Origin of the sequence: Streptomyces erythrochromogenes (assembly GCF_036170895.1) — a bacterium.
Classification (GTDB): domain Bacteria; phylum Actinomycetota; class Actinomycetes; order Streptomycetales; family Streptomycetaceae; genus Streptomyces; species Streptomyces erythrochromogenes.
Genome location: NZ_CP108036.1, coordinates 5,853,463 through 5,879,402, shown reverse-complemented (window position 1 = coordinate 5,879,402; position 25,940 = coordinate 5,853,463). Strand labels below are relative to the sequence as shown.

At 71.1% G+C, this 25,940-nt stretch carries 21 protein-coding genes; 11 read left to right on the top strand and 10 right to left on the bottom strand.

Features of this window, described 5'->3' with window-relative positions:
- The first annotated feature begins 5 nt into the window (after nt 1-5).
- The 3 genes from OHA91_RS26880 (at nt 6) to OHA91_RS26870 (ending at nt 3,812) form a co-directional block, all read left to right on the top strand.
- On the top strand, nt 6-1,871 hold the full coding sequence (locus OHA91_RS26880) for a phosphatidylglycerol lysyltransferase domain-containing protein (RefSeq protein WP_328740185.1): 1,866 nt from the start codon (nt 6-8) through the stop codon (nt 1,869-1,871).
- A 56-nt stretch (nt 1,872-1,927) separates the two neighbouring features.
- A complete protein-coding gene (locus OHA91_RS26875) occupies nt 1,928-2,572 on the top strand; it encodes a hypothetical protein (protein WP_051893302.1) in 645 nt (214 codons plus the stop codon).
- Nucleotides 2,573-2,645: 73 nt separating this feature from the next.
- On the top strand, nt 2,646-3,812 hold the full coding sequence (locus tag OHA91_RS26870) for a sensor histidine kinase (RefSeq protein WP_037632925.1): 1,167 nt from the start codon (nt 2,646-2,648) through the stop codon (nt 3,810-3,812).
- 78 nt (nt 3,813-3,890) lie between these two features.
- Here OHA91_RS26870 and OHA91_RS26865 read toward each other — a convergent pair whose 3' ends face one another.
- The 5 genes from OHA91_RS26865 to OHA91_RS26845 form a co-directional block, all read right to left on the bottom strand.
- Nucleotides 3,891-4,718 (bottom strand): endo alpha-1,4 polygalactosaminidase, encoded by an 828-nt coding sequence (locus OHA91_RS26865; protein WP_266501962.1) that lies wholly within the window; start codon nt 4,716-4,718, stop codon nt 3,891-3,893.
- Nucleotides 4,715-5,428 (bottom strand): spherulation-specific family 4 protein, encoded by a 714-nt coding sequence (locus OHA91_RS26860; protein ID WP_328740184.1) that lies wholly within the window; start codon nt 5,426-5,428, stop codon nt 4,715-4,717. The genes OHA91_RS26865 and OHA91_RS26860 overlap by 4 nt, the downstream gene beginning before the upstream one ends.
- Nucleotides 5,425-6,987: a hypothetical protein gene (locus tag OHA91_RS26855; RefSeq protein ID WP_031153136.1), complete on the bottom strand. Its 1,563-nt coding sequence runs from the start codon at nt 6,985-6,987 to the stop codon at nt 5,425-5,427. Before OHA91_RS26855 ends, OHA91_RS26860 begins: the two co-directional genes overlap by 4 nt.
- Nucleotides 6,984-8,519, bottom strand: coding sequence for a GT4 family glycosyltransferase PelF (gene pelF / locus OHA91_RS26850; RefSeq protein ID WP_031153138.1), 1,536 nt, complete (start codon nt 8,517-8,519; stop codon nt 6,984-6,986). The genes OHA91_RS26855 and pelF overlap by 4 nt, the downstream gene beginning before the upstream one ends.
- A 94-nt stretch (nt 8,520-8,613) precedes the next feature.
- Complete coding sequence (locus OHA91_RS26845; protein WP_051893304.1) at nt 8,614-10,644, bottom strand: hypothetical protein; 2,031 nt, start codon at nt 10,642-10,644, stop codon at nt 8,614-8,616.
- 346 nt (nt 10,645-10,990) lie between these two features.
- Here OHA91_RS26845 and OHA91_RS26840 point away from each other — a divergent pair, with 346 nt between their 5' ends.
- The 6 genes from OHA91_RS26840 to OHA91_RS26815 all read left to right on the top strand — a co-directional run bounded on the left by OHA91_RS26840 (nt 10,991) and on the right by OHA91_RS26815 (nt 20,333).
- A complete protein-coding gene (locus OHA91_RS26840; protein ID WP_031153143.1) occupies nt 10,991-12,526 on the top strand; it encodes a leucyl aminopeptidase in 1,536 nt (511 codons plus the stop codon).
- Nucleotides 12,527-12,810: 284 nt separating this feature from the next.
- Nucleotides 12,811-14,199 carry a dihydrolipoyl dehydrogenase gene (gene lpdA, locus OHA91_RS26835; protein WP_031153146.1) on the top strand — a complete coding sequence of 463 codons (1,389 nt, stop codon included), beginning with the start codon at nt 12,811-12,813 and terminating at the stop codon, nt 14,197-14,199.
- A gap of 54 nt (nt 14,200-14,253) precedes the next feature.
- The gene (gene sucB / locus OHA91_RS26830; RefSeq protein ID WP_328740183.1) at nt 14,254-16,041 is read left to right on the top strand and encodes a 2-oxoglutarate dehydrogenase, E2 component, dihydrolipoamide succinyltransferase; all 1,788 of its coding nucleotides are present in this window, start codon (nt 14,254-14,256) and stop codon (nt 16,039-16,041) included.
- Between the two features lie 133 nt (nt 16,042-16,174).
- Nucleotides 16,175-16,798: a GntR family transcriptional regulator gene (locus tag OHA91_RS26825; protein WP_030654838.1), complete on the top strand. Its 624-nt coding sequence runs from the start codon at nt 16,175-16,177 to the stop codon at nt 16,796-16,798.
- Between the two features lie 220 nt (nt 16,799-17,018).
- Entirely contained in the window at nt 17,019-19,700 is a 2,682-nt protein-coding gene (aceE, locus tag OHA91_RS26820; protein WP_031153151.1) for a pyruvate dehydrogenase (acetyl-transferring), homodimeric type, read from the top strand.
- Between the two features lie 114 nt (nt 19,701-19,814).
- On the top strand, nt 19,815-20,333 hold the full coding sequence (locus OHA91_RS26815) for a DUF4240 domain-containing protein (RefSeq protein ID WP_031153153.1): 519 nt from the start codon (nt 19,815-19,817) through the stop codon (nt 20,331-20,333).
- 9 nt (nt 20,334-20,342) lie between these two features.
- On the opposite strand, the gene OHA91_RS26810 is transcribed toward OHA91_RS26815, so the two are convergent.
- Complete coding sequence (locus tag OHA91_RS26810; protein WP_266501953.1) at nt 20,343-21,113, bottom strand: SDR family NAD(P)-dependent oxidoreductase; 771 nt, start codon at nt 21,111-21,113, stop codon at nt 20,343-20,345.
- 87 nt (nt 21,114-21,200) lie between these two features.
- Here OHA91_RS26810 and OHA91_RS26805 point away from each other — a divergent pair, with 87 nt between their 5' ends.
- On the top strand, nt 21,201-21,854 hold the full coding sequence (locus OHA91_RS26805) for a TetR family transcriptional regulator (protein ID WP_031153156.1): 654 nt from the start codon (nt 21,201-21,203) through the stop codon (nt 21,852-21,854).
- Nucleotides 21,855-21,916: 62 nt separating this feature from the next.
- Here the strand turns inward: OHA91_RS26805 and OHA91_RS26800 are convergent, their stop codons facing one another.
- Nucleotides 21,917-22,552, bottom strand: coding sequence for a hypothetical protein (locus OHA91_RS26800; RefSeq protein WP_328740182.1), 636 nt, complete (start codon nt 22,550-22,552; stop codon nt 21,917-21,919).
- Between the two features lie 141 nt (nt 22,553-22,693).
- Entirely contained in the window at nt 22,694-24,103 is a 1,410-nt protein-coding gene (gene glnA / locus OHA91_RS26795) for a type I glutamate--ammonia ligase (protein WP_030654817.1), read from the bottom strand.
- Between the two features lie 185 nt (nt 24,104-24,288).
- Between glnA and OHA91_RS26790 the strand changes: the two genes are divergently transcribed.
- Complete coding sequence (locus tag OHA91_RS26790) at nt 24,289-24,756, top strand: RDD family protein (protein WP_031153161.1); 468 nt, start codon at nt 24,289-24,291, stop codon at nt 24,754-24,756.
- Nucleotides 24,757-24,842: 86 nt separating this feature from the next.
- Here the strand turns inward: OHA91_RS26790 and OHA91_RS26785 are convergent, their stop codons facing one another.
- Nucleotides 24,843-25,541, bottom strand: a complete 699-nt coding sequence (locus OHA91_RS26785) for a DUF4191 domain-containing protein (protein ID WP_030849255.1) — start codon at nt 25,539-25,541, stop codon at nt 24,843-24,845.
- A 10-nt stretch (nt 25,542-25,551) separates the two neighbouring features.
- The gene (locus tag OHA91_RS26780; protein ID WP_030849252.1) at nt 25,552-25,749 is read right to left on the bottom strand and encodes an SCO2195 family GlnR-regulated protein; all 198 of its coding nucleotides are present in this window, start codon (nt 25,747-25,749) and stop codon (nt 25,552-25,554) included.
- Nucleotides 25,750-25,940: the final 191 nt, after the last annotated feature.

Genomic DNA, 25,940 nt, shown 5'->3' with positions numbered 1-25,940 from the left:
TTTTTATGGGAGAGGTCCGTTTGACCAGCGCAGAGACCGACCGCACCGCCGTACCGGCGACCGGTCCGTCATCCGGCAGGAAAGAGACCGGCGCAGACCCCGCCGGCAAGACGGCGGGGGGCGGCCGGGAGAGCGGTCGGGGGAGCGCCCGCTCACAGCGCGGAGCCGCTTTCGCGGTCTGGTACCTGCGCGTCGTCACCTTCATCAACTTCCTCAGCGCGGTATGGGTCTCGCTCGGGCAGGACCTGCGGCGCCACAACATCGAGGACTTCTACACCCCCTACATGCTCACCGCGGGCTTCGCCTCCGGTCTGTTCACGCTGCTGCTGGCCGTCACCCTCGGCCGCCGCAAGCGCGCCTCCTGGATCCTGAACCTCGTCCTGAGCGGCCTCCTGGCGCTGCTCCTCGCCTACGCGCTCTTCGCCTACGAGGAGATCCGCGAGCACCCGCAGAACTGGGTCTCGCTGGCCCTGACCGCGCTCTTCACCGGCGCGCTGCTGCTGGGCCGCCGCGAGTTCTACGCCAAGGGCGACCGCTCCAACCCGGCCTTCGCCGCCGCCGTCGCCGCCGTCGGCCTGCTCGTCACCTCGCTCGTCGCGGCCCTGCTCGTGGGCGCCGCCAACACCTCCCCGGACAGCGCCGGCGTCTCCTTCCCGGAGCGCTGGAAGTACGGCGTGATGCGGCTGATCACCCTGGCCCCCGACGACCTGGCCTCCGCGGCGATCACCCCGCCCGGCTGGGTGGACGTCTTCATCAACGTCATGTCGATGCTGCTGCTGCTCGCCGTGCTGTTCGCCGCGTTCCGTTCGCGCCGCGCCGTCGACCCGCTCAGCGAGGAGGACGAGGAGCGGCTGCGGGCGCTGCTGGCCCGGCAGGGCGACCGCGACTCGCTCGGCTACTTCGCGCTGCGCCGCGAGAAGTCCGTCATCTGGTCCCCCACCGGCAAGGCCGCCGTGACCTACCGCGTCGTCGGCGGTGTCTCGCTCGCCTCCGGCGACCCGATCGGCGACCCGGAGGCCTGGCCCGGCGCCATCGACCCGTGGCTGGCCGAGGCCCGCGAGCACGGCTGGGTGCCGGCCGTGATGGGGGCGAGCGAGGAGGCCGGGCAGATCTACGCCCGGCACGGCCTGGACGCGCTGGAGCTCGGCGACGAGGCGATCGTGGAGACCGCCGAGTTCACCCTGGAGGGCCGTGCCATGCGCACCGTCCGGCAGGCCTACAACCGCGTCAAGCGGGCCGGGTACACGGTCCGCATCCGCCGCCACGCCGACGTCCCGGCCGAGGAGATGGCCGAGCTGGTGCGCCGCGCCGACGACTGGCGCGACGGGGCCACCGAACGCGGCTTCTCCATGGCGCTGGGCCGGCTGGGCGACCCCGCCGACGGCCAGTGCGTGATGCTGGAGTGCACCGACGGCAACGGCGATCTGCGGGCCGTGCTGTCCTTCGTGCCGTGGGGCCCCAAGGGCCTGTCGCTGGACCTGATGCGCCGTGACCGGGACTCCGAGAACGGCCTGATGGAGTTCATGGTCATCGAACTCCTCGAACGCTCCAAGGAGATCGGGGTCACCCAGGTCTCGCTGAACTTCGCGATGTTCCGGTCGGTCTTCGAGCGCGGGTCCCGGCTCGGAGCGGGTCCGGTGCTGCGGATGTGGCGCTCGCTGCTGAGCTTCTTCTCCCGCTGGTGGCAGATCGAGTCCCTCTACCGGGCCAACGCCAAATACCGGCCGATCTGGGAACCGCGGTTCATGCTCTTCGAGAAGAGTTCGGACCTGCTGCGGATCGGTGTCGCGGCCGGGCGGGCCGAGGGCTTCCTGGAGGCCCCCGGCCTTCCGAAGTGGCTGCACCGCAGACACCTGGAGACCCGCCGTTGACAGCGCGGAACAGCAGCACCCCACTGCGGCGGTTCGCCCGCCGCGAGTGGGGCCCCATGTTCTGGACCGTCCGGGACGCCCTCGTCCGGGACACGTGGCGGGCGATCCCGATGACCCTGGGCGCGGTCTGCCTGACCACGGTCTTCCAGATCGTGCAGAACACCTCGTGGGGCTTCCAGCCGGTGCAGGACCTCGGGTCGGTCAAGGCCGTCGACCCGTTCTGGCTGGCCCTGCTGCGCACTCCCCTGTCGCTGTTCGTCCCGGCCCTCGACCTGCCGGTGTGGGGGGCGCTCGCGCAGATGCTGCTGGTGTTCGGCATCGCGGAGATCTGCATCGGCTGGTGGCGCACCCTGGTGATCGGCTACGTCGCCACCCTCGCCGGGACCACGTACGCGCGGATCGGCGTCGCGCTGGGCCCTGAGCACCCCTTCGGCCTGCCGGTGTCCGACCGCATCGTCAACGACACCGGCCCGTCGGCGGCCGTGGTCGGCCTCGCCATCTACCTCTGCTGGCGCTACCGGGCGTACCTGACCGGCGCCCTGGTGATCCTCGCGATGATCGGGGAGGTGCTGGTCAAGAACAACCTCGCGGGCAAGGAGCACCTGGCGGCCATCGCCGCCGTCATGGCCGTGTGCGTGGTCCGGGCCCAGTGGGGTCCGGTGCGCTCCCGCGTACCGGCGGGCCAGGGCCCTCCGCCCTGAGCTGTGTCCCGGCAGGCCGTACCGTATCGGGGTGACGACAGACCTCGGGCGGTTCGCCCCCACCCGGCAGTGGATGCGGGCCCATCCGCTGGCCACCGACGCCGTGCTGGCGTTCGGCGCGCTCGTCGCCATGGTCGTCGGCTCCTTCGCGGATCCGCACGGACCGCACGGGCCCACCTTCGGGACGCGCACCCCCGAGCCCTTCTCCCTGCTGCTGATGCTGCTCGGCTCGGCCGCGCTGGTGTTCCGGCGCCGGCAGCCGCGGGCCGTGCTCGCGGTGACCTGCGGGCTCTCGCTGCTGGAGCTGACCACCGGGGAGCCGCGGGCGCCCGTCGCCATGTGCACGGTGATCGCCCTGTACACGGTGGCGGCCCTCACCGACCGACCGACGACCTGGCGGATCGGGCTGCTCACGATGGCGGGCCTGACCGGTGTGGCAATGCTGGCCGGGCCGCTGCCCTGGTACGCGCAGGAGAACCTCGGGATCTTCGCCTGGACGGGCATGGCCGCGGCCGCCGGGGACGCCGTGCGCAGCCGGCGGGCCTTCGTCGACGCCATCCGGGAGCGGGCCGAACGGGCCGAACGCACCCGCGACGAGGAGGCCCGGCGGCGGGTCGCGGAGGAACGGCTGCGGATCGCCCGGGACCTCCACGACGTGGTGGCCCACCACATCGCCCTCGTCAACGTGCAGGCCGGGGTGGCCGCGCACGTCATGGACAAGCGCCCGGACCAGGCCAAGGAGGCGCTGGCGCACGTACGGGACGCCAGCCGGTCGGCGCTGAACGAGCTGCGGGCGACCGTCGGCCTGCTGAGGCAGTCCGGTGACCCGGAGGCGCCGACCGAGCCGGCGCCGGGGCTGGGCGTCCTCGACGAGCTGGTGGACACCTTCCGGCACGCCGGGCTGCCGGTGCAGGTGATCGTCCAGCTGGACTGCGGGACGGGTCCGCTGCCGGCCGCGGTGGACCTTGCGGCGTACCGGGTCATCCAGGAGGCGCTGACCAACGTGCGCAAGCACGCGGGGCCGGGGGCGCGGGCCGAGGTGAGCGTGGTCCGGGTCGGCCCGTCGGTGGAGGTGACGGTGCTCGACGACGGGGGCACGGAGCCCGTCGACACCGAGCCGGGCGGTGGCCACGGCCTGCTCGGCATGCGGGAGCGGGCCACGGCCCTGGGCGGATCCTGCTCCACGGGGCCCCGCTTCGGCGGCGGCTACCGCGTCCACGCCGTATTGCCGTGGGCCTAGCCGTCTCTTTCGGATCTTGCCGCAACCATCGCAGCCCCGGCCGGCCGAACCCGGCCTCGCCGGCGGGGCCGGACTTGGCTAAGGACACGTTCTGCGCCAGGCGTCGAGGTCGTACTTCTTCTGCAAGGAGCTCAGTTTCAGCTCGCGCGAGCGCTCGCAGAAGCGGCGCGTGGACAGTTCGTACTCCGCGTGGAAGACGGCCTTGCCCGCTGCGATGAAGGGGGTCAGCCGCTCGCACTCGTCGTACTGCGCGCACTGCTCGTTGACCGCGAAGTCGAAGTCCCCGACGAGCTGGGGGATCTGGTCGAGGTCGTTCTTCAGGCCGACCGACATGCCCCGGTCGTGGGCGAGCTTCGCGATCAGCCGGTTGTAGCGCAGCTGGTCGTCGGCGGTGAGCGGGAAGCCGGTGGTGTTCTTGTAGCCGTCCATGTTGTCCGGCTCGACCGCGTCGAAGCCCTTGTCCCGGCACATGTCGAACCGCTCGGCCATCAGCGGTTCGAGCTCCGCCACGCGCCGGATGTCCAGCCAGCGCTCCCCCTCCCAGCCGTTGCCCTTGCCGAGGAGGTCCTGCGGGAACGCTTCTGCGTCCGGCCGGAAGTCCTCCCACGCCCCGGTGGAGACGTAGCAGATGGTCTTGCGGCCGGCCTTCTTCAGCGCGGCGACCTGTGCCCTGGTGGTGTCGAACCCGTCGACGTCGTAGACGGGTGCCTTCACCGACGTGTCGAGCTTTCCGGTCAGCTGCCACTGCCAGTCGGTGCCGGGCGGGGGCTGCCAGCGTTGTCCGGGGGCGAGTTCCGGCCAGCGGTACGGTTCGTCGTCGCCCTCGCCGTCAGGTCCGGCCGTGCACGCGGCGAGCAGCAGCAGGGGCAGGACCAGCAGGAGCCGCAGCGGTCGCAAGGTTCTCATCCCGCCGTCTCCAGGGCGTACGGGAGGGTCCCCCACGGGTGCGGGCCGTTCCCCGGGACGGCGCAGTGCACGCCCGCACCGCGTTCCGCGGCCAGTTCCCCGGCGAGCCGGGCGGCGAGTTCGCCGGGCGGGACGGCGTAGACGAGGTGGCAGAACCGCTGGGCGGGGTGGTCTGCCGTCCAGGGCGGTGGCGCGGCCGCGTCCCGGTAGGCGTCCCAGGGCCCCTCGAAGGTGACGAGCAGGTCGGCGATTTCCGCGTAGCCGGGGTGCGGGTGGGCTCCGTGGTTGAGGACGAGGGTGTGGGCGCCCGCGGCCCGGGCCGCGACCGTGAGCCGCCCGTAGTGCGGGAGCAGTTCGGGGTCGGCGGAGGCCTGGTCGAGGAAGGCTCCGTCGGTGGCGTACCAGTCGCGGTGGCGCAGCAGGTCCTGCACCACCGCAGCGTGCGGGCGCCGCCCGTAGTCGGTGTCGACGTATCCGAGTACGGGTACGCCGGCCTCCCGGAGCCGCTCGGCGACGAGGGCGAACCGCTCGTCGCGGGCGGCGCCGGGCCCGTTCTCGGGGTTGAGCACCACCGAGTGGAGCCGGTCCGCGCAGCGGATCAGCCGCTCCCAGGCCTCGGGCCGGTCGGCGGGATGCTCGTAGAGGGGCACCAGCAGCATGGGGTCCTTCTTCTCGTCCGTCTCGTCCGTCTTGTACGTCTCGTGCGTCATCGGTGGGCGGTCGCGCGGCCGAGGAGCAGGCAGACCAGTGCGGCCAGTGCGGCCGCGGCCGTGCCCGCCACGGCCACCTGGACGACCCGGGGCTGGCCCAGCCCGGTCAGCAGCGCCAGGCTCTGGGCGACGGCGGCCGAGGCGCAGACCACGGCCGCGGGCCGGACGGCTCCGAAGGACTGCAGGAGCAGCCCGCTCCACATCACCGCCCCGAGGAGCAGCAGGGTGGCGACGCGGACCCCGGTGAGTCCGGGGGCTCCCGGCCACAGCAGGGTTCCGGTCACGCCGAGGGCCAGCAGCACCGACAGGTAGATGCCGAGGCAGCGGGTCAGGGTGGCGAGCATCCGGCGCCGGAACTGGCGGGGCGAGCGGGCCCCCTGGAGCCCGGAGAGGGTTCCGCTGCGGAAGCGGTGCAGCAGCCACTCGGCGGGGCCCATGCTGAGGGTGAGGGCCACCGCCGACGGGGCGGCGACGGCCTCGGCGGGGCCTCCGGCGAGCACCTCGCCCAGGGCGGCGTAGAGCACGAGCAGGCCGGTGCCCAGGCCGAAGACGCCAAAGGGCACCGAGTCCCCGAGCCGGGGCCCGCGGGGGGTGAACTCCTCCTCGGCCCCGCGCAGCATCTGCCAGCGCACGGGGCCGACCCGGGCGGGCCGCCGGGCCGCCCAGCCCCTGATCCGGTGCGCGGCGGCCCGTAGCCCGTCGGCCAGCGGGAGTTCCCGTACGGCCAGGATGCAGGCGGCCAGCAGGGACACCGCGAGGAGGGTCACCCGGACCGGCACGGGCAGGTCGACGAAGAGCACGGCCACGGCGCCGGCGGCCATCGGGGCGAGGGCCGCGAGGAGCACCCGCTCCCGGCCGAGGACCAGCAGGCAGGTGGCGGCCCCGACGTACAGGGCCTGTCCGGCGGCGAAGGCGTACGAGAACGGCGGCCCGCCGGGCACGGCCAGCGCCGCGGCGGTGCCCAGCAGGGATCCGACGGGGGCGCCGACGAGCAGGGTCCGCCCGGCGGCGGCCCGGTCGCCCAGGCCGAGCCAGGAGTACGCGCGGTGGGACAGGGTCTGGTCCCAGACCCAGCCGATGAGCGCCCCGGCGAGCAGGGTCAGCGTCCCGGCGGGCAGGCCGAGGCGGTCCTGCGGGCCTTCGAGGAGGGGCGCGCCCAGGAGGTAGGCCAGGCCGGGCAGGGCGAAGATGACCCCGCGCAGCAGGCAGGCGGTGAGGGAGACCTTCCACGGGTCGGGGGCGGGCCCCGTCTCCGGGAAGGAGCGGGGCACGCGGGCGTAGAGCTCCTCCGCGAGGGCGAAGGAGTCGTGGCGGCCGTAGGTCAGCCGGATGTACTCGTCCGTCATGCCGTCGGATTCGAGGACGGCGGCGATCTCGTCGGGGTGGACGGCGGAGGCGATGAACACGTCGAGGCGTTCGGCCAGTTCGTCCATCGGGTCGGCGGCGGGCCCGGGGTCCCCGGCGCGCGGCCGGGGGATCGCCGGGAGCGTGCCGGAACCGGAGCCCGAGCCGGAACCGTGACCGGGACCGGGGGGCTTGAGCCAGAGGGATCCGCTCACCACAGGCTCCCGTCGGCCGCGAGTTCCCGGTACCAGGGGTCGGCGAGCCGCTGGGTCCATGCGTCGCCCGCGTGGACGGGCAGCACGGGCTGGCCTGCGAGTTCCCGGTAGATGTGCCGGAAGCCGTCCACGGACTGGTGGAGGGTGAACTTCTCCACGACCCGCTTGCGGGACATCCGGCCGAGCTCGGCGCGGCGTTCGTCGTCGCGGAGCAGGGCGAGGGTGGCGCGGGCCATGGTCTCGGGCTCGCGCGGCGGGACGACCAGGCCGGTGTCCCCGACGGCCTCGCGGACCCCGCCGACGTCGGTGGAGACGGTGGTGCGGCCGCAGGACATGGCTTCGATGATGCTGAAGGGGAAGCCCTCGCTGATGGAGGAGAGCATCACGACGGAGCCGGCCGCGTAGGCCTGGGCCACCTGCTCGATGCGGCCCTCGTAGGTGATCCCGTCGCTCACGCCGAGTTCGGCGGCGAGTTTCTCCAGGCGCAGCTTGTAGTCCTCGCAGCCCGCCGGGACGGGGCCGAACAGGCGCAGCCGCAGGGCGGGCAGTTCCTCGCGCATGAAGGCGTAGGCCCGGATCAGGGTTTCGAGGTCCTTGATCGGGTCGATGCGGCCGCACCAGCTGAGGGTGGGCACGTCCGGTTCGGGGCCGGCCTCGGGGAAGGCGTGCGGGTCGACGCCGTTGTAGACGGTGCGGATCCGCTCGGAATCGGCGCCCCCGCGCTCCTCCCAGCGGCGGTTGTACTGGTTGCAGGGGGTGATCAGGTCGGCTTGGCGGTAGCCCTCGGTGTTGAGCTCGCGGTAGAAGCCGAGCATGAGCGCCTTGACGGGCCAGCGCTGCTCGGCGGTGCGGTAGCCGAGGTAGCGTTCGCGCAGGTAGATGCCGTGCTCGGTGAGCAGGAAGGGCACCCCGTCGAGGTGTTTGGCGGCGAGGGCGGGAAGGGTGGCGAGGCCGCTGCTGACGGCGTGGGCGACGCTGTCGGGCGGGATGCGGACGGAGAGCGGCCGCAGCGCGTGTTCCAGCAGGTCGGTCGCGGTGAGCGCGTCGTGGATGGTGGGCGCCGCCTCGGCGGTGGAGAGCCCGGGCCGGGTCCAGACGTTCATCAGGAGGCGCAGAACCGATTCGGAGCGCAGGGCCGGCGCGAGTTTCCCGGCCCGGGCCAGGACGGCCAGTTCGCGCAGGGCCTCGGAGAAGGTGCGGCGGGCGGGGTCGTCCGCCGGGTCGAGCAGGGAGAGCAGGAGGCTCTCGTAGACCTCGGTGAAGCGGCGGTGGGCCTTGCCGCGCAGGGCCGACCGGCGGCCGCGACAGCCCTTCGACGGGGGTGGACCCCAGAGCGGGACGGCCGTGTGCCGGTAGACGTTGCGGGGCAGTTCCCAGGTGACCGGCTCGCGTCCGGAGCCGGTCAGGGCTATGACGTTGAAGTCGACCTCCGGCATGCCGCGAACCAGCTGGTCGCACCAGGTGCTGACGCCCCCGTGGACGTGTGGATAGGTGCCTTCGGTGAGCATGGTGACGTGACGCCCATGACTCATGCGGTGTGTCCCCCCAGGACGGAAAAGGGGCCGGCGCCCGTGGGTTCGCGGAGCGCCGGCGCTGGGTGCTACTCGGTGTTGGCGTGCGGGACGGTCAGCTGGGCAGCTTGAGCGTGACGGCGCTCTGCAGCAGTTCGGGGCCGGTCCAGGCGGAGCGGTTGCCGGCGTACGCGGTGCCGAAGTCCGACGTGCCGAGCAGCATCTGCTTCTTGGTGCCGTTGGGGGCGGTGACCGGGGCGACGATTCCCGAGGGCGCCTTGATGGTGACGTCCTTGCCGATGCGGTAGGCGGTGACCTTGCCGTCCGCGAGCGCCTTGTCCCAGGCCGCGCGGCGCTGGAGCTCGACACCGGTGTCCTTCATGGACTGGTTGACGATCGGCGCGCTGGGAGCGTAGAGGGCGCGGTAGGTGTCGAGGACCTGGTTGAGCACCGGGTACAGGGTCCGGTCCTCGGCGAGGTTGGACTGGTGGACGTAGTGCGGCCGCGGGTCGTTTGCCAGGACGTGCCGCAGGGCGGTGCGGGCCTCGGCCGGGACGATGTAGTCGAGGTATCCGGTGTTGACGTCGAGCGGGGCCGGCAGGCAGGTGGACGTCGCCGGGTTGTCCTCGCAGACGCCGCTTCCGCCGTGGGCGCGGCTGGTGTAGATCCAGTTGTACTCGTCGGCCATCTCGGCGTTGGTGCCCGTGTTGTAGTACACGTTCATCGGGTGCCGGGGGACGGTGAGGGTGGAGCCGATGGCGCGCTGCGCCGGCTCGCGGGAGTTGTCACTGCCGGCCCACTTGACCCCGTTGTCGGCGAGGGCGCCGGCCAGGTTGGGGTTGTCCACGGGCTGCTGCGGAGCGGTCTTGAGGCCGGAGTGCTCGCCGGTGACGAGCTCCGACCTGTCGAGGGTGATGCCCTTGGAGGCGGCCCAGTTGTTGTTGTCCCGGATCTGGGCGGAGATCTCGGCGCGGCTCATGTACTGGATCGCGCCCTGGGCGTTCTTCGTACAGGTCCACGGGGTGACGGCGGTGTTCTGGACGCAGCCGAGGAACGGGTGGGTGTAGGTGTGGTTCATCCACCGGTACTTGGCGCGGTCGGCGACGAGCTGGGCGGTCAGCGCGTCGACGCCGCCGTTCTCGGCCTTCCACTCCTCGCCGGCGCCGCCGTTGAAGAGCATGTCCAGCTTGAAGTTCTTGGACGTCTGCCACTGCGCCGCGTACACGGCGTCGGCGGCGCTCATCCGGATGGTGCTCTCCATGCCCTCGCCGCCCGCGCAGGCGTAGTCGCCCGGCGTGCAGTTCAGCTCCTTGTTCCAGCGGGCGTCGGGGGCGAAGACGTCGTCGACGTGGACCGCGAAGTAGTTGCGGCTCTGGCCGAGGTGCACCCCTTGCGTCAGCCAGTCGACGATGCCGCGGGCCAGCAGCCGGAACTGCTGCTGGTACTGGTTGTAGCCGAAGGTGACGACCAGTTCGCTGCGTCCGTCGTGCGTGTACTCGCCGACCAGGGAGGCCCGGCCGGAGCCGACGGGCGCGTCCACGTAGCTGGTGTAGCCGGGGCGCGGCTTGCCCATGTACCCGTAGCTCTCGGGGACGAGGGCGGAGTTGTCCTCGAAGGTGACCTGCCCGCCGAGGTAGGCGAAGGGTCCGGCCTTGCCGGCGGTGGTGACGGCGGCCTGGGTGCCGTCGAGCTGCCCGCTGAAGCCGCCGTTGTCGGTGTATTCCAGCCCGACGCCCGGGTGGGCCCAGGTGTAGGCGTCGACCTGGCGGATCCCGTACGTCGTCTCGTACGCGGCGAGCGCGGCCATCTCGGCGGAACCCTCGCCGAAGGGGTTCTCGTTGGGCAGGACCACGCCCTGGTACTTGGCACGCGGCCGGCCGTCGACGGTGTCGCTGAGGAACGCCGCGTTGATGACCGGCCGGCCCGCGCTGCCCAGCTGGAGGCGGGTGTAGGGCACTCCGGTGTCCCGGAGCTCCGCGGTGATCGCCTCCACCGAGCTGCCGCCGTCGTCGACGACGAGCACCTTGAGGTCGATCCGCGGTGGTGTCACGGCCGCCTGGGCGGTAGCGGCAGGTACTGCCACGGACACCAGGGCGGCCGCGGCCATGACGGCGGCCAGCCTGTTCATCCGGTTCTTGTTGACCATTTCGGCCTTTCCCCCCGCAGGCATCCCTCGACACGGCCCTTGGCGGTCGGCCGGGCCGGGGAGGCTCTGTGGAAATCATGCAAAGGAACCCCGCGTCCCCTTGCGAGAGTGGACCGAGTCTTTCGGACCTCGTCAGGTCTACGAGGCAAACCTGGAGCAGAGTCCACGGATGGGTGAACCTGATGGCTTCTTGATCGAACAACTTGCCAAACCTTCGAGTGGCGTACGGGCGAGCGCGTGCGCGTAGGCTCCTTTCAGGCGGCCGTCGGGCCCCGAATACGATCGCTACGGATGGCCGTCCACCCACTCGGCCCACACACACAAACGGAAGCGAGACTTCACCACCGTGACTGCTCTGACTCTCAGCACTGCCGGCGCGGCGACGCTGCGCGCCGACGCCCTCGTCGTCGGTGTCGCCAAGGGCCCGAAGGGCGCGATCGTCGCCGCGGGCGCCGAGGCCGTGGACAAGGCGTTCGACGGCAAGCTCGCCGGTGTCCTCGACGCACTCGGCGCCTCGGGTGCCGAAGGCGAGGTCACCAAGCTGCCGGCCCCGGCAGGCCTCAAGGTCCCGGTCGTGCTGGCGGTGGGGCTCGGCTCCGTCCCCGAGAAGGACGAGTCGTTCGACGAGGAGGTGCTGCGCCGCGCCGCCGGCGCCGCCGCCCGCGCGCTGCACGGCAGCAAGAAGGCCGGCTTCGCCCTCCCGCTGGAGGACGCCTCCGCCGTCACCGCCGTCGCCGAGGGCGCGCTGCTGGGCGCGTACGCCTTCACCGCCTACCAGGGCGGCGAGAAGAAGGCCGGCAACGGCAAGGACTCCGGCCCGAAGCAGCCGCTCGCCGAGGTGGCCCTGCTGGGCGCCAAGCCGCGCGACAAGGAGCACAAGGCCGCCGCCGAGCGCGCCGCGGTCGTCGCGACCGAGGTCAACGTCGCCCGTGACCTGGTGAACACCCCGCCGAACGACCTGACCCCCGAGGCCTTCGCCGCGGTCGCCTCCGCGGCTGCCAAAGAGAACGGCGTCAAGGTCCAGGTGCTGGACGAGAAGGCCCTGGTCAAGGGCGGCTACGGCGGCATCATGGGCGTCGGCAAGGGCTCCGAGAACCCGCCGCGCCTGGTGAAGCTCACCTACACGCACCCCAAGGCGGAGAAGACCCTCGCCTTCGTCGGCAAGGGCATCACCTACGACTCGGGCGGCATCTCCCTGAAGCCGGCCGGCCACAACGAGACGATGAAGTGCGACATGGCCGGCGCCGCCGCCGTCTTCGCGTCCGTCGTCGCGGCCGCGAAGCTGGGCCTGCGGGTCAACGTCACCGGCTGGCTCGCGCTCGCCGAGAACATGCCGTCCGGTTCCGCCACCAAGCCCGGTGACGTCCTGCGCATGTACAGCGGCAAGACCGTCGAGGTCCTCAACACCGACGCCGAGGGCCGCCTGGTCCTCGGTGACGCGCTGACCAAGGCCTCCGAGGACAACCCGGACGCGATCGTCGACGTCGCCACCCTGACCGGCGCGATGGTGCTGGCCCTCGGCGACCGCACCTTCGGGATCATGTCGAACGACGACGCCTTCCGCACCTCGATCCACGAGATCGCGGAGGAGGTCGGCGAGTCCTCCTGGCCGATGCCGCTCCCCGCCGAGCTGCGCAAGACCATGGACTCCCCCACCGCCGACATCGCGAACATGGGTGTCCGCATGGGCGGCGGCCTGGTCGCCGGCCTCTTCCTGCAGGAGTTCGTCGGCGAGGGCATCACCTGGGCCCACCTCGACATCGCCGGCCCGGCCTTCCACGAGGGCGCGCCGCACGGCTACACCCCCAAGGGCGGCACCGGCTCGGCCGTGCGCACCCTGGTGCGGCTGGCCGAGCGCACGGCCACGGGCGACCTCGGCTGACGCACTCGGTGTGACGCGTGACGCACCCCGGGGCCCGGCGGGCCCCGGGGTGCGTTCAGCCGACAACGAAATCCGTAGGTTTCTACGCAGCGGTAACCCCGGCTTCGGAGAGAACGCCCTCTCACAACGTGGGCCCGGCGTCCCGCGTTCCCCCGACAAATGCGAAGATGGGTTCTCGGCAGGACAGGGCCCCCACCACAGGGCCGAAGAAACAGCGGCCGATTACCAGCCGCCGCCCGGTCACAGAGGACCGGTGCCCGGCGCACATGCATGGAGGACGTGACGTGGCGAACGACGCCAGCACCGTTTTCGACCTAGTGATCCTCGGCGGTGGCAGTGGCGGTTACGCCGCGGCGCTGCGCGCATCCCAGCTGGGTCTGGACGTTGCCCTGATCGAGAAGAACAAGCTCGGCGGCACCTGCCTGCACAACGGCTGCATCCCCACGAAGGCTCTGCTGCACGCGGGTGAGATCGCGGACCAGGCGCGCGAAGCCGCCCAGTTCGGCGTGAAGGCCACCTTCGAGGGCATCGACGTCGCAGGTGTGCAGAAGTACAAGGACGAGGTCATCTCGGGCCTGTACAAGGGCCTGCAGGGTCTGGTCGCCTCCCGCAAGGTGACGTACATCGAGGGTGAGGGCCGCCTTTCCTCGCCGACCTCCGTCGACGTGAACGGCCAGCGCATCCAGGGCCGCCACATCCTGCTGGCGACCGGCTCCGTGCCGAAGTCCCTGCCGGGCCTGGACATCGACGGCAACCGCATCATCTCCTCGGACCACGCGCTGGTCCTGGACCGCGTGCCCGAGTCCGCGATCGTCCTGGGCGGCGGCGTCATCGGCGTCGAGTTCGCCTCGGCGTGGAAGTCCTTCGGCTCCGACATCACCGTCATCGAGGGCCTCAAGCACCTCGTGCCGGTCGAGGACGAGAACAGCTCCAAGCTGCTGGAGCGCGCCTTCCGCAAGCGCGGCATCAAGTTCAACCTCGGCACCTTCTTCGACAAGGCCGAGTACACGGAGAACGGCGTCCGCGTGACGCTGGCCGACGGCAAGACCTTCGAGGCCGAGGTGCTGCTGGTGGCCGTCGGCCGCGGCCCGGTCTCGCAGGGCCTGGGCTACGAGGAGCAGGGCGTCGCGATGGACCGCGGCTACGTCCTGGTCGACGAGTACATGCAGACCAACGTGCCGACGATCTCGGCCGTGGGCGACCTCGTCCCGACCCTCCAGCTCGCGCACGTCGGCTTCGCCGAGGGCATCCTGGTCGCGGAGCGTCTGGCCGGTCTCAAGACCGTCCCGATCGACTACGACGGTGTCCCGCGCGTCACCTACTGCCACCCCGAGGTCGCTTCCGTCGGCATCACCGAGGCCAAGGCCAAGGAGATCTACGGCGCGGACAAGGTCGTGGCCCTCAAGTACAACCTGGCGGGCAACGGCAAGAGCAAGATCCTGAAGACCGCGGGCGAGATCAAGCTCGTCCAGGTCAAGGACGGTGCCGTGGTCGGCGTCCACATGGTCGGTGACCGGATGGGCGAGCAGGTCGGCGAGGCCCAGCTGATCTACAACTGGGAAGCCCTGCCGGCCGAGGTCGCGCAGCTCATCCACGCGCACCCGACCCAGAACGAGGCTCTCGGCGAGGCCCACCTGGCCCTGGCCGGCAAGCCGCTTCACTCGCACGACTAGTTCGTCCCGGGCGCGACGACCACTTCCGCACTTTCGTAAGGAGCAACAGAAACCATGTCGGTTTCCGTAACCCTTCCGGCGCTCGGCGAGAGCGTCACTGAGGGCACTGTCACCCGCTGGCTGAAGGCCGAGGGCGAGCGCGTCGAGGCCGACGAGCCGCTGCTCGAGGTCTCGACCGACAAGGTCGACACCGAGATCCCGTCGCCCGTCGCCGGCATCCTCGCCTCCATCAAGGTCGCCGAGGACGAGACCGTCGAGGTCGGCGCCGAGCTGGCCGTCATCGACGACGGTTCCGGCGCCCCGGCGGCCGCCGAGGAGCCGGCTGCCGAGCCGGCCGCCGCTGCCGAGGCCCCCGCGGCCGCTCCGGCTCCCGCCGCCGAGGCCCCCGCGGCCGCGGCTCCGGCCGCCGAGGCGCCCGCCGCCGAGACCGCCGCCCCTGCCGCCTCCGGCACGGACGTCGTGCTCCCCGCCCTGGGCGAGTCCGTCACCGAGGGCACCGTCACCCGCTGGCTGAAGGCCGTCGGCGAGTCGGTCGAGGCCGACGAGCCGCTGCTGGAGGTCTCGACGGACAAGGTCGACACCGAGATCCCCGCGCCGGTCTCCGGCACGCTGCTGGAGATCCTGGTCGGCGAGGACGAGACCGCCGAGGTCGGCGCCCGTCTGGCCGTCATCGGCGTCGCCGGTGCCGCCCCGGCCGCTGCCGCTCCGGCCGCCGCCCCGGCTCCGGTCGAGGCCGCCCCGGCTCCGGCTGCCGCCCCGGCGCCCGTCGCCGCTCCGGCGCCGGTCCAGCCCGCCCCGGCCGCCGCTCCGGCGCCGGTCCAGGCTGCCGCCCCCGTGGCCGCTCCGGCTCCGGTGACCCCGGCGCCGGCCGCTGCCCCCGCCGCTCCGGCCGCCGCCCCGGCGTTCGCCGGTGACGAGGGCGCGTACGTCACCCCGCTGGTGCGCAAGCTCGCCTCGGAGTCCGGCGTGGACCTGTCCGCGGTCTCGGGCACCGGTGTCGGTGGCCGTATCCGCAAGCAGGACGTCCTGGCCGCCGCCGAGGCCGCCAAGGCCGCTGCCGCCGCTCCGGCGCCGGCCGCTGCCGCTCCCGCCGCCAAGGCTCCGGCCGCCGCGGTCTCCGAGCTGCGCGGCCAGACGGTCAAGATGACCCGCATGCGCAAGGTCATCGGCGACAACATGATGAAGGCCCTGCACTCGCAGGCGCAGCTCAGCTCCGTGGTCGAGGTGGACATCACCAAGATCATGAAGCTGCGCGAGAAGGCCAAGGCCGGCTTCCTCGCCCGCGAGGGCGTCAAGCTGTCCCCGATGCCGTTCTTCGTCAAGGCCGCTGCCCAGGCGCTGAAGGCCCACGCGGTCGTCAACGCCCGGATCAACGAGGACGAGGGCACCATCACCTACTTCGACTCGGAGAACATCGGCATCGCCGTGGACTCCGAGAAGGGCCTGATGACCCCGGTCATCAAGGGTGCGGGCGACCTCAACCTGGCGGGCATCTCCAAGGCGACCGCCGACCTGGCCGCCAAGGTCCGCGGCAACAAGATCACGCCGGACGAGCTGTCGGGCGCGACCTTCACCATCAGCAACACCGGTTCGCGCGGTGCGCTGTTCGACACGGTCATCGTGCCCCCGAACCAGGTCGCCATCCTGGGCATCGGTGCCACGGTGAAGCGCCCGGTGGTCATCGAGACCGCCGAGGGCACCAACATCGGCATCCGCGACATGACGTACCTGACCCTGTCCTACGACCACCGCCTGGTGGACGGCGCGGACGCGGCCCGGTACCTCACCGCGGTCAAGGCGATCCTCGAGGCCGGCGAGTTCGAGGTCGAGCTCGGCCTCTGAGCCGAACGGCTTGTAACCAGCCTCACTGTCGGCGCCCCCGTCCGGGATACTCCCGGGCGGGGGCGCCGCCGTATTGTCTACGCATCAGGCCCCGCATGACCCTGCACACCCACCAGGAGATGAAGCCCCGATGATCACCCCACCCGTCGTGCACTCGCTGCGCGAGCAGATCCGCGAGCACATCGTGGAGGGGATCGTCAGCGGGCGCTGGAAGCCCGGCGAGCGGATCGTGGAGCGGCGCATCGCCGTGGAGTTGGAGGTCAGCCAGACCCCTGTACGGGAGGCCCTGCGCGAGCTGGAGACGCTGCGGCTGATCGAGTCCGCGCCGAACAAGGGCGTGCGCGTGCGCAACCTCTCCGCCGCCGACCTGGAGGAGATCTACCCGGTCCGGGCGGGTCTGGAGCAGATCGCGGCCGAGCTGGCGGCGCCGCGGCTGGCAGCCGACTGCTCGGCCCTGGAACCGCACGTGGCGGCCCTGTGGGAGGCCGACCGCAGCTCGGACGGCACGGCGCAGGTGCGGCACACGGTGGGCTTCCACCGGGAGATGGTGCGGGCCGCCGGGAACAGCGTGCTGCTGCACACCTGGGAGAGCCTGGGCATCGAGGTGTTCACGGCCCTGTCCATCCGCTGGCTGGGGACCGTCCAGAAGTCCTACGCAGAGGAGCACGAGGCCCTCGTCGAGGCCTTCCGCAGTCGGGATCCGGACATCGGCGTGCTGGTGAAGCGGCACGTCCTGGGGTGCGCACCCCGGGCCTGAGCGACCGTTTCGCCCCGTTTTGACCGGCACCGCGTGCCCGTTTTACTGGCACGCGGTGCCGACTTTCGTCAGATCGACGTTTCTTTGTCACTTTTATTTGATCGATCATCGATCAGGGATTTACAGTCGTCGCGGACCTCAACCAGGTCCATCGACCCTGTCCTGCCCGTCAGGGATTTTCTTCACCACCTCTCCTTTGTCCGGAAGGCGGCGCACAGCGATGTCCGACCCCGTAGGAAAGCTTCCGAGCGAGCTCGACCAGCTCCCGGACCGCGACACCGAGGAGACCGCCGAATGGGCGGCCTCCCTCGACGCCGTCGCACAGGCCGCCGGTACGCGCCGCGCCGAATACCTGCTCCGCCGCACGCTCCAGCACGCCGAGGCCGCCGGCCTCGCCCTGCCGAAGCTGCTGGAGACGGACTACGTCAACACCATCCCCACCTCCGCGGAGCCCGAGTTCCCGGGTGACGAGGCGATGGAAGCCAAGATCACCGCCTGGAACCGCTGGAACGCGGCCGCCATGGTGACCCGCGGCTCCAAGTACGGCGTCGGCGGCCACATCGCCACCTTCGCCTCCGCCGCGTGGCTGTACGAGACCGGCTTCCAGCACTTCTTCCGCGGGAAGGAGGCCGACGGATCGGGCGACCAGCTCTACATCCAGGGCCACGCCTCCCCCGGCATCTACGCCCGCGCCTTCCTCGACGGCCGGATCTCCGAGCAGCAGCTCGACAACTTCCGCCAGGAGTCCGGCGGCAACGGCCTGCCCTCCTACCCGCACCCGCGGCGCCTGCCGTGGCTGTGGGAGTTCCCCACGGTCTCCATGGGCCTCGGCCCGCTCTCCGCGATCTACCAGGCGCGCTTCAACCGCTACCTGCAGAACCGGAACATCAAGGACACCGCCAACTCGCACGTCTGGGCCTTCCTCGGCGACGGCGAGATGGACGAGCCCGAGTCGACCGCCGCCCTGGCCCTGGCCTCCCGCGAGCAGCTCGACAACCTGACCTTCGTCATCAACTGCAACCTGCAGCGCCTCGACGGTCCGGTCCGCGCCAACTTCCGCGTGGTCCAGGAGCTGGAGGCCCAGTTCCGCGGCGCCGGCTGGAACGTCATCAAGACCCTGTGGGGCTCCGCCTGGGACGAGCTGTTCCAGCTCGACACCACGGGCGCCCTCGTACGCCGCCTGCGCGAGGTACCGGACGCGCAGTTCCAGACGTACGCGACCCGCGACGTGGCCTACATCCGCCAGCACTTCTTCGGCGCCAACGCCGAGCTGGTCGCCCTCGGCGCCCTGCTCTCCGACGCGAAGATCGCCGAGTGCTTCCACACCTCGCGCGGCGGCCACGAGCCCCGCAAGGTCTACGCCGCGTACAAGGCCGCCCTGGAGCACAAGGGCGCGCCGACGGTCATCCTGGCGCAGACCGTCAAGGGCTACACGCTGGGTGCCGGGTTCGAGTCGAAGAACGCGAACCACCAGATGAAGAAGCTGACGATCGACGAGTTCAAGAGCATGCGCGACAAGCTCGACCTCCCGATCCCGGACAGCGCCTTCGCCGACGGCCAGGTCCCGTACGGCCACCCGGGTGCGAACAGCCCCGAGGTGCAGTACCTGAGCGAGCGCCGCGCGGCCCTCGGCGGCCCGGCTCCGGCCCGCAAGGTCCACCACGTGGCCCTGCCCGCCCCGGCCGAGCGCTCCTTCGCCCCGCTGCTGAAGGGCTCCGGCAAGCAGGAGATGGCCACCACCATGGCCTTCGTCCGCCTCGTCAAGGACCTGATGCGGGACAAGGAGACCGGCAAGCGCTGGGTGCCGATCGTCCCCGACGAGGCCCGTACCTTCGGTATGGAGTCCCTCTTCCCGTCGGCCGGCATCTACTCGCCGCTGGGCCAGACGTACGAGCCGGTCGACCGCGACCAGCTCATGTACTACAAGGAAGCCAAGGACGGGCAGATCCTCAACGAGGGGATCACCGAGGCCGGCGCCATGGCCGACTTCATCGCCGCCTGCACCTCGTACGCGACGCACGGCGAGCCGATGATCCCGTTCTACATCTTCTACTCGATGTTCGGCTGGCAGCGCACCGCCGACCAGATGTGGCAGCTCGCCGACCAGCTCGGCAAGGGCTTCATCGTCGGCGCCACCGCCGGCCGCACCACGCTGACCGGTGAGGGCCTCCAGCACGCGGACGGCCACTCGCACCTGATCGCGTCCACGAACCCGGCGTCGCTCAACTACGACCCGGCCTTCGCGTACGAGATCGCGGTGATCGTCAAGGACGGTCTGCGCCGGATGTACGGCGAGACGCCGGAAGACGTCTTCTACTACCTCACGGTGTACAACGAGCCGAAGGTCCAGCCGGCGATGCCGGAGGGCGTGGAAGAGGGCATCCTCAAGGGCCTCTACCGCTTCAACCAGGCCTCCGACCTGGAGAACGCCCCGGCCGCCGATGCCGCGAAGATCCAGCTGATGGCCTCGGGCACCGCGATCCACTGGATCCTGGAGGCGCAGGCGCTGCTCGCCGCCGACTGGAACGTGGCCGCCGACGTCTGGTCCGCCACCTCGTGGGGCGAGCTGCGCCGCGACGCGCTGGAGTGCGACGAGGCGCTGCTGCGCGGCGAGGTGCGCACCCCGTACGTCACCCGCGCGCTGGAAGGCGCCCAGGGCCCGGTCCTCGCCGTGTCCGACTGGATGCGCCAGGTCCCGGACCAGATCAGCCAGTGGGTGGAGCAGGACTACACCTCTCTGGGCACGGACGGCTTCGGTCTGTCCGACACCCGTGAGGGCGCCCGCCGCCACTTCGGTGTCGACGCCCAGTCGATCGTGGTGGCCGCGCTGGCCCAGCTCGCCCGCCGTGGCGAGGTTCCGGCCTCCGCGGTCAAGGAGGCCCGGGAGCGCTACGGCCTCTGAGCCGTGTGAATCCGGACGAGTAGGGCCGGTGCCCGCCCCGCAGGGGGCGGGCACCGGCCTTTCGCCGTATGAGCGGTGGCGGCGCGGGGGCGCAACCGTGATGCTGGAGCCGTGATGGACGAGACGGAGTTCTGGGAGATCGTCGACCGTACCCGCGAGGCCGCCGAAGGCGACCCCGAGGAACATGCCGAGCTGCTCGTGGAGCGGCTGGCACAGCTCGATCCGGACTCCGTCCTGGACTTCGCCCGGCACTTCGAGTCCCGGTACAGCCGGGCGTACACCTGGGACCTGTGGGGCGCGGCCTGGGTGCTGCTCGACGGGGCGAGCGACGACGCCTTCGACTACTTCCGGTGCTGGCTGATCGGCCAGGGGCGGGAGGTCTTCGAGGGCGGGGTGCACGACCCGGACCATCTGGCGGAGCTGCTGGGCGACTTCGACGAGGAGATCGACGGGGACGGCGAGGAGCTCGGGTACGCGGCCGACGAGGCGTACGAGCAGCTGACCGGGGCGGTGGCCCCGGATCTGGGCATCCCGTTGCAGGCGGCGGAGCCGGAGGGCACCCCGCTGGACTTCGAGAACGAAGCCGTGCTCGCGGAGCGCTTCCCCCGGCTCTGGGACCGGTTCAGAGGCTGACGCCCCGGTTCAGCAGTGCGTGCCGCCGTCGATGCGGATCTCGGTGCCGGTGATGAAGGCGCCGTCCTCGGAGCCGAGCATGGCGACGACGCCGGCGACGGTCTCGGGGCCGGCGAAGCCCTGGCCGATGGCCGGGGCGAGCTTGGTGAAGAGGGACCAGTCGGTGTCCTCGGGCAGGCCGGGGCCGTTGCCGGTGGTCATGCCGCTCTCGATGGAGCCGGGCGCGACGCTGACGAAGCGCAGGCCCTGCTTGCTGTACTCGGCGGCTAGGGCGTGGGTCATGGACTGGATGCCGCCCTTGCTGGCCGCGTAGGCGGACATGTAGGGATGGGCGAAGGACGCCGAGGTGGAGCTGAAGTTCACGACGACCGGCCGGTCCGCGTCCAGCAGGGCCGGCAGGGACTCGCGGATCATCAGGAAGGTGCCGGTCAGGTTGACCGCGATGACCTGGTTCCACAGCTCCAGCGTGGTCAGGTGGGTGTGCGCGGAGCGCAGGATGCCGGCCGCGTTGACGAGCACGTCGATCCCGCCGAGGGCGCGGGTCGCGGCGACGACGCCTTCCCTGACGGCGTTCTCGTCGGATATGTCGAGGAGCGCGGTGGTGAGCCGGTCCCCGTGGCCAGCTGCGGCGGCGCGTTCGGCGGTGGCCTTCAGGCCGGCCTCGCTGACGTCCACCGCGTGGACCCGGCCGCCCTCGGCGAGGAGGCGGTGGACGGTGGCGCGGCCGATGCCGGAGCCGCCGCCGGTGATGAGGACGCGACGTCCTTCGTAACGGTTCATGGCGTGAGCGTACCGAAGGAGTGGCACGTTTTGTCATGCTGACAAAAAATGCCTTCTCCGAGATGGGCGAACGGTAGGCTGCACCCCGTGAGATCCCCCCGCCCGTACGCCCCCCAGGCCGACTCCGGAGCGCAGTCGCTGACCGAGCGCCGCAAGGCCGCCACCCAGCTCGACATCGCCCGCGCCGCCTGCGAGCTGTTCGCCGAGCACGGCCCCGACGGCACCACCGCCGAGGACATCGCCCACCGCGCGGGCGTGGCGCTGCGCACCTTCTACCGCTACTTCCGCAACAAGCAGGAGGCCGTGGCACCGCTGCTGGCGGGCGGCGGCGACGCCTGGCGAGCGCTGCTCGCGGAGGAGGACCCGGGCACCCCCCTCGCCGAGGCCCTGGAACGCGCCGTCACCCGGTCGCTGAGCGGCCCGCAGGCGGTCGAGGAGGGCCTGGAGGTGACCCGCGGCCTGCTGCGCGCGGCGGCGGACGACGAGGCCCTGCGCGCGGTCTGGTACCGCGTGAACCAGGACTCCGAGGAGCGCCTGGTCCCGGTGATCGGCAGGCTGGCGGGCGCGGACGCCGAACTGCGGGAGGTACGGCTGCTGGCCGCCGCGGCCACGGACGCGATCCGGGTGGCGCTGGAGCTGTGGTCGCAGACGGACGCCCCGGTCTCTGGGCCCGGCTCCCCCGCCGAGCTTGCGGCCTTGTGCCTGCGTGACCTCACGGGCGCGATGCCCCTGCTGCGCTGAACCAGCGCCGCAGGGGCATCGCCCCGGTCCCGGTCCCACGGCCCTCCGTGGTCCGATCAGCCTCAGCGGCCACCACCCCAGCCGCCGCCGCCGTTGCCGCCCCCGCCGCCGTTGCCGCCGCCCCAGTCACCGTTGCCGCCGCCACCGCCGCCGCCCCAGTCACCGTTGCCGCCGCCACCGCCGCCGCCCCAGTCACCGTTGCCGCCGCCACCGCCGCCGCCCCAGTCACCGTTGCCGCCGCCACCGCCGCCGCCCCAGTCACCGTTGCCGCCGCGACCGTTGCCCCAGTCACCGTTGCCGCCGCGACCGTTGCCCCAGTCACCGTTGCCGCCGCGACCGTTGCCCCAGTCGTTCCAGTTGCCGTTGCCGCCGCGGCCGGAGTTGTTCCAGTTCGCGTCGTCGTGCCAGTTGTGGTGGCGCCGGTCGGAGTCGCGCCAGTTGCTGTCGCGCCAGTAGCCGCGGTCGCCGCCGACGCCCGCGTTGTCCCAGCACCAGCTGGGCCGGTCACGCCAGTCGCGGTTGCAGCAGTAGTCCCACCGGGCGTCCGAGCGGTTCGAGGGGTACCGGTAGCAGTCGTAGCCGCCGTTCCCGCCGCCACTGCCGGCGACGACCGAGGCCGAAGCACTGGCTACGGGCAGCAGACCGATGGCGATTCCCGCGGCTCCGGCCATCGTTGCCGCAACGATCCTACGGCGCATTCTCATGCACCTCCGAACATGTCTCGCTTATGAGGCCTTTAGGTCATTTCCACCCTTACTCCACCCGGTCGACCTGTCAAAGCGGAAAGGCCCCCCGCCTCGCTCCGTGGAGCGTGGCGGGGGGCCTCCCATCAGGCATTTTTAGAGGTCGAAGTACAGCTCGAACTCGTGCGGGTGCGGACGCTGCGCGATCGGGGCGATCTCGTGCGTGCGCTTGTAGTCGATCCAGGTCTCGATCAGGTCGGGGGTGAAGACACCGCCGGCCAGGAGGTACTCGTGGTCCTCCTCCAGGGCCTTGAGGACGTCCTCGAGGCTGGTCGGGACCTGCGGGACGCTAGCGTGCTCGTCAGGGGAGAGCTCGTAGAGGTCCTTGTCGATCGGCTCCATCGGCTCGATCTTGTTCTTGATGCCGTCGAGGCCCGCGAGGAGCAGGGCCGAGAAGGCCAGGTACGGGTTCGAGGACGGGTCCGGCGCGCGGAACTCGACGCGCTTGGCCTTCGGGTTCGAGCCCGTGATCGGGATGCGCATGGCGGCGGAGCGGTTGCGCTGCGAGTACACCATGTTGACCGGCGCCTCGAAGCCCGGCACCAGGCGGTGGTAGGAGTTCACCGTCGGGTTGGTGAAGGCGAGCAGCGACGGGGCGTGCTTGAGGATGCCGCCGATGTAGTAGCGGGCGGTGTCCGACAGGCCCGCGTAGCCGGCCTCGTCGTAGAAGAGCGGCTCGCCGCCGGCCCACAGCGACTGGTGGACGTGCATGCCCGAGCCGTTGTCGCCGAAGATCGGCTTCGGCATGAAGGTCGCGGTCTTGCCGTTCTTCCAGGCGACGTTCTTCACGATGTACTTGAAGAGCATCAGGTCGTCGGCCGCGGCCAGCAGCGTGTTGAACTTGTAGTTGATCTCGGCCTGGCCACCGGTGCCGACCTCGTGGTGCTGGCGCTCGACCTGGAGGCCCTGGGCGTCCAGCTCCAGGGAGATCTCGGCGCGCAGGTCCGCGAAGTGGTCGACCGGGGCGACCGGGAAGTAGCCGCCCTTGTAGCGGACCTTGTAGCCGCGGTTGTTCTCCTCGGAACCGGTGTTCCAGGCGCCGGCCTCGGAGTCGATGTGGTAGAAGCCCTCGTTCGCGGTGGTCGCGAAGCGCACGCTGTCGAAGATGTAGAACTCGGCCTCGGGACCGAAGAACGCGGTGTCGGCGATGCCGGTGGAGGCGAGGTACGCCTCGGCCTTCTTCGCGATGTTGCGCGGGTCGCGGCTGTAGGCCTCACCCGTGATCGGGTCGTGGATGAAGAAGTTGATGTTCAGAGTCTTGTCGCGACGGAAGGGGTCCAGGCGCGCGGTGGTGATGTCGGCGCGCAGGGCCATGTCGGACTCGTGGATCGCCTGGAAGCCGCGGATCGAGGATCCGTCGAAGGCGAGCTCCTCCGCCGGGTCGAATGCCCGCGCCGGGATCGTGAAGTGCTGCATCACACCAGGCAGGTCGCAGAAGCGGACGTCGACGAACTTGACGTCGTTCTCCTCGATGTACTGCTTGACTTCGTCGGCGTTCTGGAACATCCAACTCCTCCTACTCCCGGCCCCGGGGGAGGGACGGGCTTTATAGCTCGTGGTGCGTCAGTGCGGTGCCGCACGCTGACCCGACCATAAGCAGACGGGATTTCCCAAGCATGACCCATTTGTTTCGCACAAGTTAACCAGGGTCCGGCCGGAGCGCCGTGAGGCGCCACCGGTACCGTGGTCGGGTGGACAACAGACAGGCAATCGGATCCTGGCTCTCCGGCCCCAAGGCGGCCGCCGAGGAGATGGGCGTCGACTTCGGCTATCCGGGGCAGCGCCTCGGCCTGCCCCAGCAGGGCCCCGGCTCGGTGGCGCGCTTCGGGCGCCGGATCGGGGCCGTCGCCCTCGACTGGATCGGCTGCCAGCTCATCGCGTACGGGCTGATCACCGGCGGAAACCTGGGCGCCGCGGGCAACTGGACCCTCGGGCTCTTCGTGGCCCTGACCGTCCTGACGGTCGGCACCGTGGGCTTCACACCCGGCAAGCGGGTCCTGGGCCTGCGCGTGGTCGCGGAGGACGGCGGCCGCCTCGGCTTCGTCCGCGTGGTCGTGCGCACGCTGCTGCTGGCCCTGGTCATCCCGGCGCTGATCTGGGACCGCGACGGCCGCGGCCTCCACGACCGCCTCGCGCGCGCCGTCCAGGTCCGCATCTAGCGCGTTGCGAACAGACAGGGGCGCCCCCCGAGCCGGCCGGCTCGGGGGGCGCCCCTGTCTCGTATACGAAAATCAGCTGAGCTGCGTCAGCGCATCTTTCCGCCGCGCGGCATCTTCATGCCCTTGGGCATGGGGCCCTTCGGCAGCGGCATGTTGCTCATGAGGTCACCCATGGCACGCAGCTTGTCGTTGACCGCGGTGATCTGCGGGCCGGTCAGTACGCGCGGCAGCTTGAGCAGGGTGGTGCGCACCTTCTTGAGCGGCACCTCGCCCTCGCCCGTACCCACGATGAAGTCGTGGACCGGCACGTCCGGCATGATCCGGGCCATCTTCTTCTTCTCGTTCGCGAGCAGCGGCTTCACCCGGTTCGGGTTGCCCTCGGCGATCAGCACGACGCCGGCCTTGCCCACGGCACGGTGGACGATGTCCTGCTGCCGGGTCATCGCGATGGCCGGGGTGGTCGTCCAGCCCCGTCCCACGTTGTCCAGTACGGCCGCGGCCGCTCCCGGCTGTCCTTCCATCTGCCCGAAGGCAGCCCGCTCGGCACGTCGCCCGAAGACGATCGCCATCGCGAGGAAAGCCACCAGGAAGCCCAGGATGCCCAGGTAGACCGGGTGGTCGATCAGGAAGCCGATCGCAAGAAAGACACCGAAGGTGACGATTCCCACGCCCGCGACGATCAGACCGACCTTCGGGTCGGCCTTGCGCGTCATCTTGTACGTCAGGGCGATCTGCTTCAGTCGCCCGGGGTTCGCAGCAGTCTCTGCGTTTGACTTCCTCGCCATAAAGCGAAGTTTACGTGGCCTGCGGGGTTCGGGTAGCCGCGGCCTCAAGTACGTGTTCGGTTTCGACCCGGTCCTTGGCCCTCTTGCGGTCCTCCAGGACCGCCGTCCAGGCGTTGCGGCGGGCCCCGCTCATGAGGAGGGATTCGAGGCCCCGGAAGGCGTCGGAGAGCGTCGGGATGGCGATGGCGCGTACGGGCGCGGCCTGCATGATGTCGATCCCTTTCACGATGCTCACGTCTGCGCGAGGTGGGCGGGCGTCTACGGTGCGTGGACCAAGCGTCACTGACTGGTGTTACCAGGGCGTGACCGGTCGGTCAAATGTGATGGACACGTTGCATACGCCGACGCGGCCCGCCGGGTTCTTCCGTCACGAAAGAGCCTAGGGGCCGCGCCGATGCG

Excerpts from the sequence above, each read along its gene's own strand:
- OHA91_RS26880 (WP_328740185.1), top strand. The coding sequence starts at position 6 with ATGGGAGAGGTCCGTTTGACCAGCGCAGAGACCGACCGCACCGCCGTA.
- OHA91_RS26875 (WP_051893302.1), top strand. The coding sequence starts at position 1,928 with ATGTTCTGGACCGTCCGGGACGCCCTCGTCCGGGACACGTGGCGGGCG.
- OHA91_RS26870 (WP_037632925.1), top strand. The coding sequence starts at position 2,646 with ATGCGGGCCCATCCGCTGGCCACCGACGCCGTGCTGGCGTTCGGCGCG.
- OHA91_RS26865 (WP_266501962.1), bottom strand. The coding sequence starts at position 4,718 with ATGAGAACCTTGCGACCGCTGCGGCTCCTGCTGGTCCTGCCCCTGCTG.
- OHA91_RS26860 (WP_328740184.1), bottom strand. The coding sequence starts at position 5,428 with ATGACGCACGAGACGTACAAGACGGACGAGACGGACGAGAAGAAGGAC.
- pelF (WP_031153138.1), bottom strand. The coding sequence starts at position 8,519 with ATGAGTCATGGGCGTCACGTCACCATGCTCACCGAAGGCACCTATCCA.
- OHA91_RS26845 (WP_051893304.1), bottom strand. The coding sequence starts at position 10,644 with ATGGTCAACAAGAACCGGATGAACAGGCTGGCCGCCGTCATGGCCGCG.
- sucB (WP_328740183.1), top strand. The coding sequence starts at position 14,254 with ATGTCGGTTTCCGTAACCCTTCCGGCGCTCGGCGAGAGCGTCACTGAG.
- aceE (WP_031153151.1), top strand. The coding sequence starts at position 17,019 with ATGTCCGACCCCGTAGGAAAGCTTCCGAGCGAGCTCGACCAGCTCCCG.
- OHA91_RS26815 (WP_031153153.1), top strand. The coding sequence starts at position 19,815 with ATGGACGAGACGGAGTTCTGGGAGATCGTCGACCGTACCCGCGAGGCC.
- OHA91_RS26810 (WP_266501953.1), bottom strand. The coding sequence starts at position 21,113 with ATGAACCGTTACGAAGGACGTCGCGTCCTCATCACCGGCGGCGGCTCC.
- OHA91_RS26800 (WP_328740182.1), bottom strand. The coding sequence starts at position 22,552 with ATGCGCCGTAGGATCGTTGCGGCAACGATGGCCGGAGCCGCGGGAATC.
- glnA (WP_030654817.1), bottom strand. The coding sequence starts at position 24,103 with ATGTTCCAGAACGCCGACGAAGTCAAGCAGTACATCGAGGAGAACGAC.
- OHA91_RS26785 (WP_030849255.1), bottom strand. The coding sequence starts at position 25,541 with ATGGCGAGGAAGTCAAACGCAGAGACTGCTGCGAACCCCGGGCGACTG.
- OHA91_RS26780 (WP_030849252.1), bottom strand. The coding sequence starts at position 25,749 with ATGCAGGCCGCGCCCGTACGCGCCATCGCCATCCCGACGCTCTCCGAC.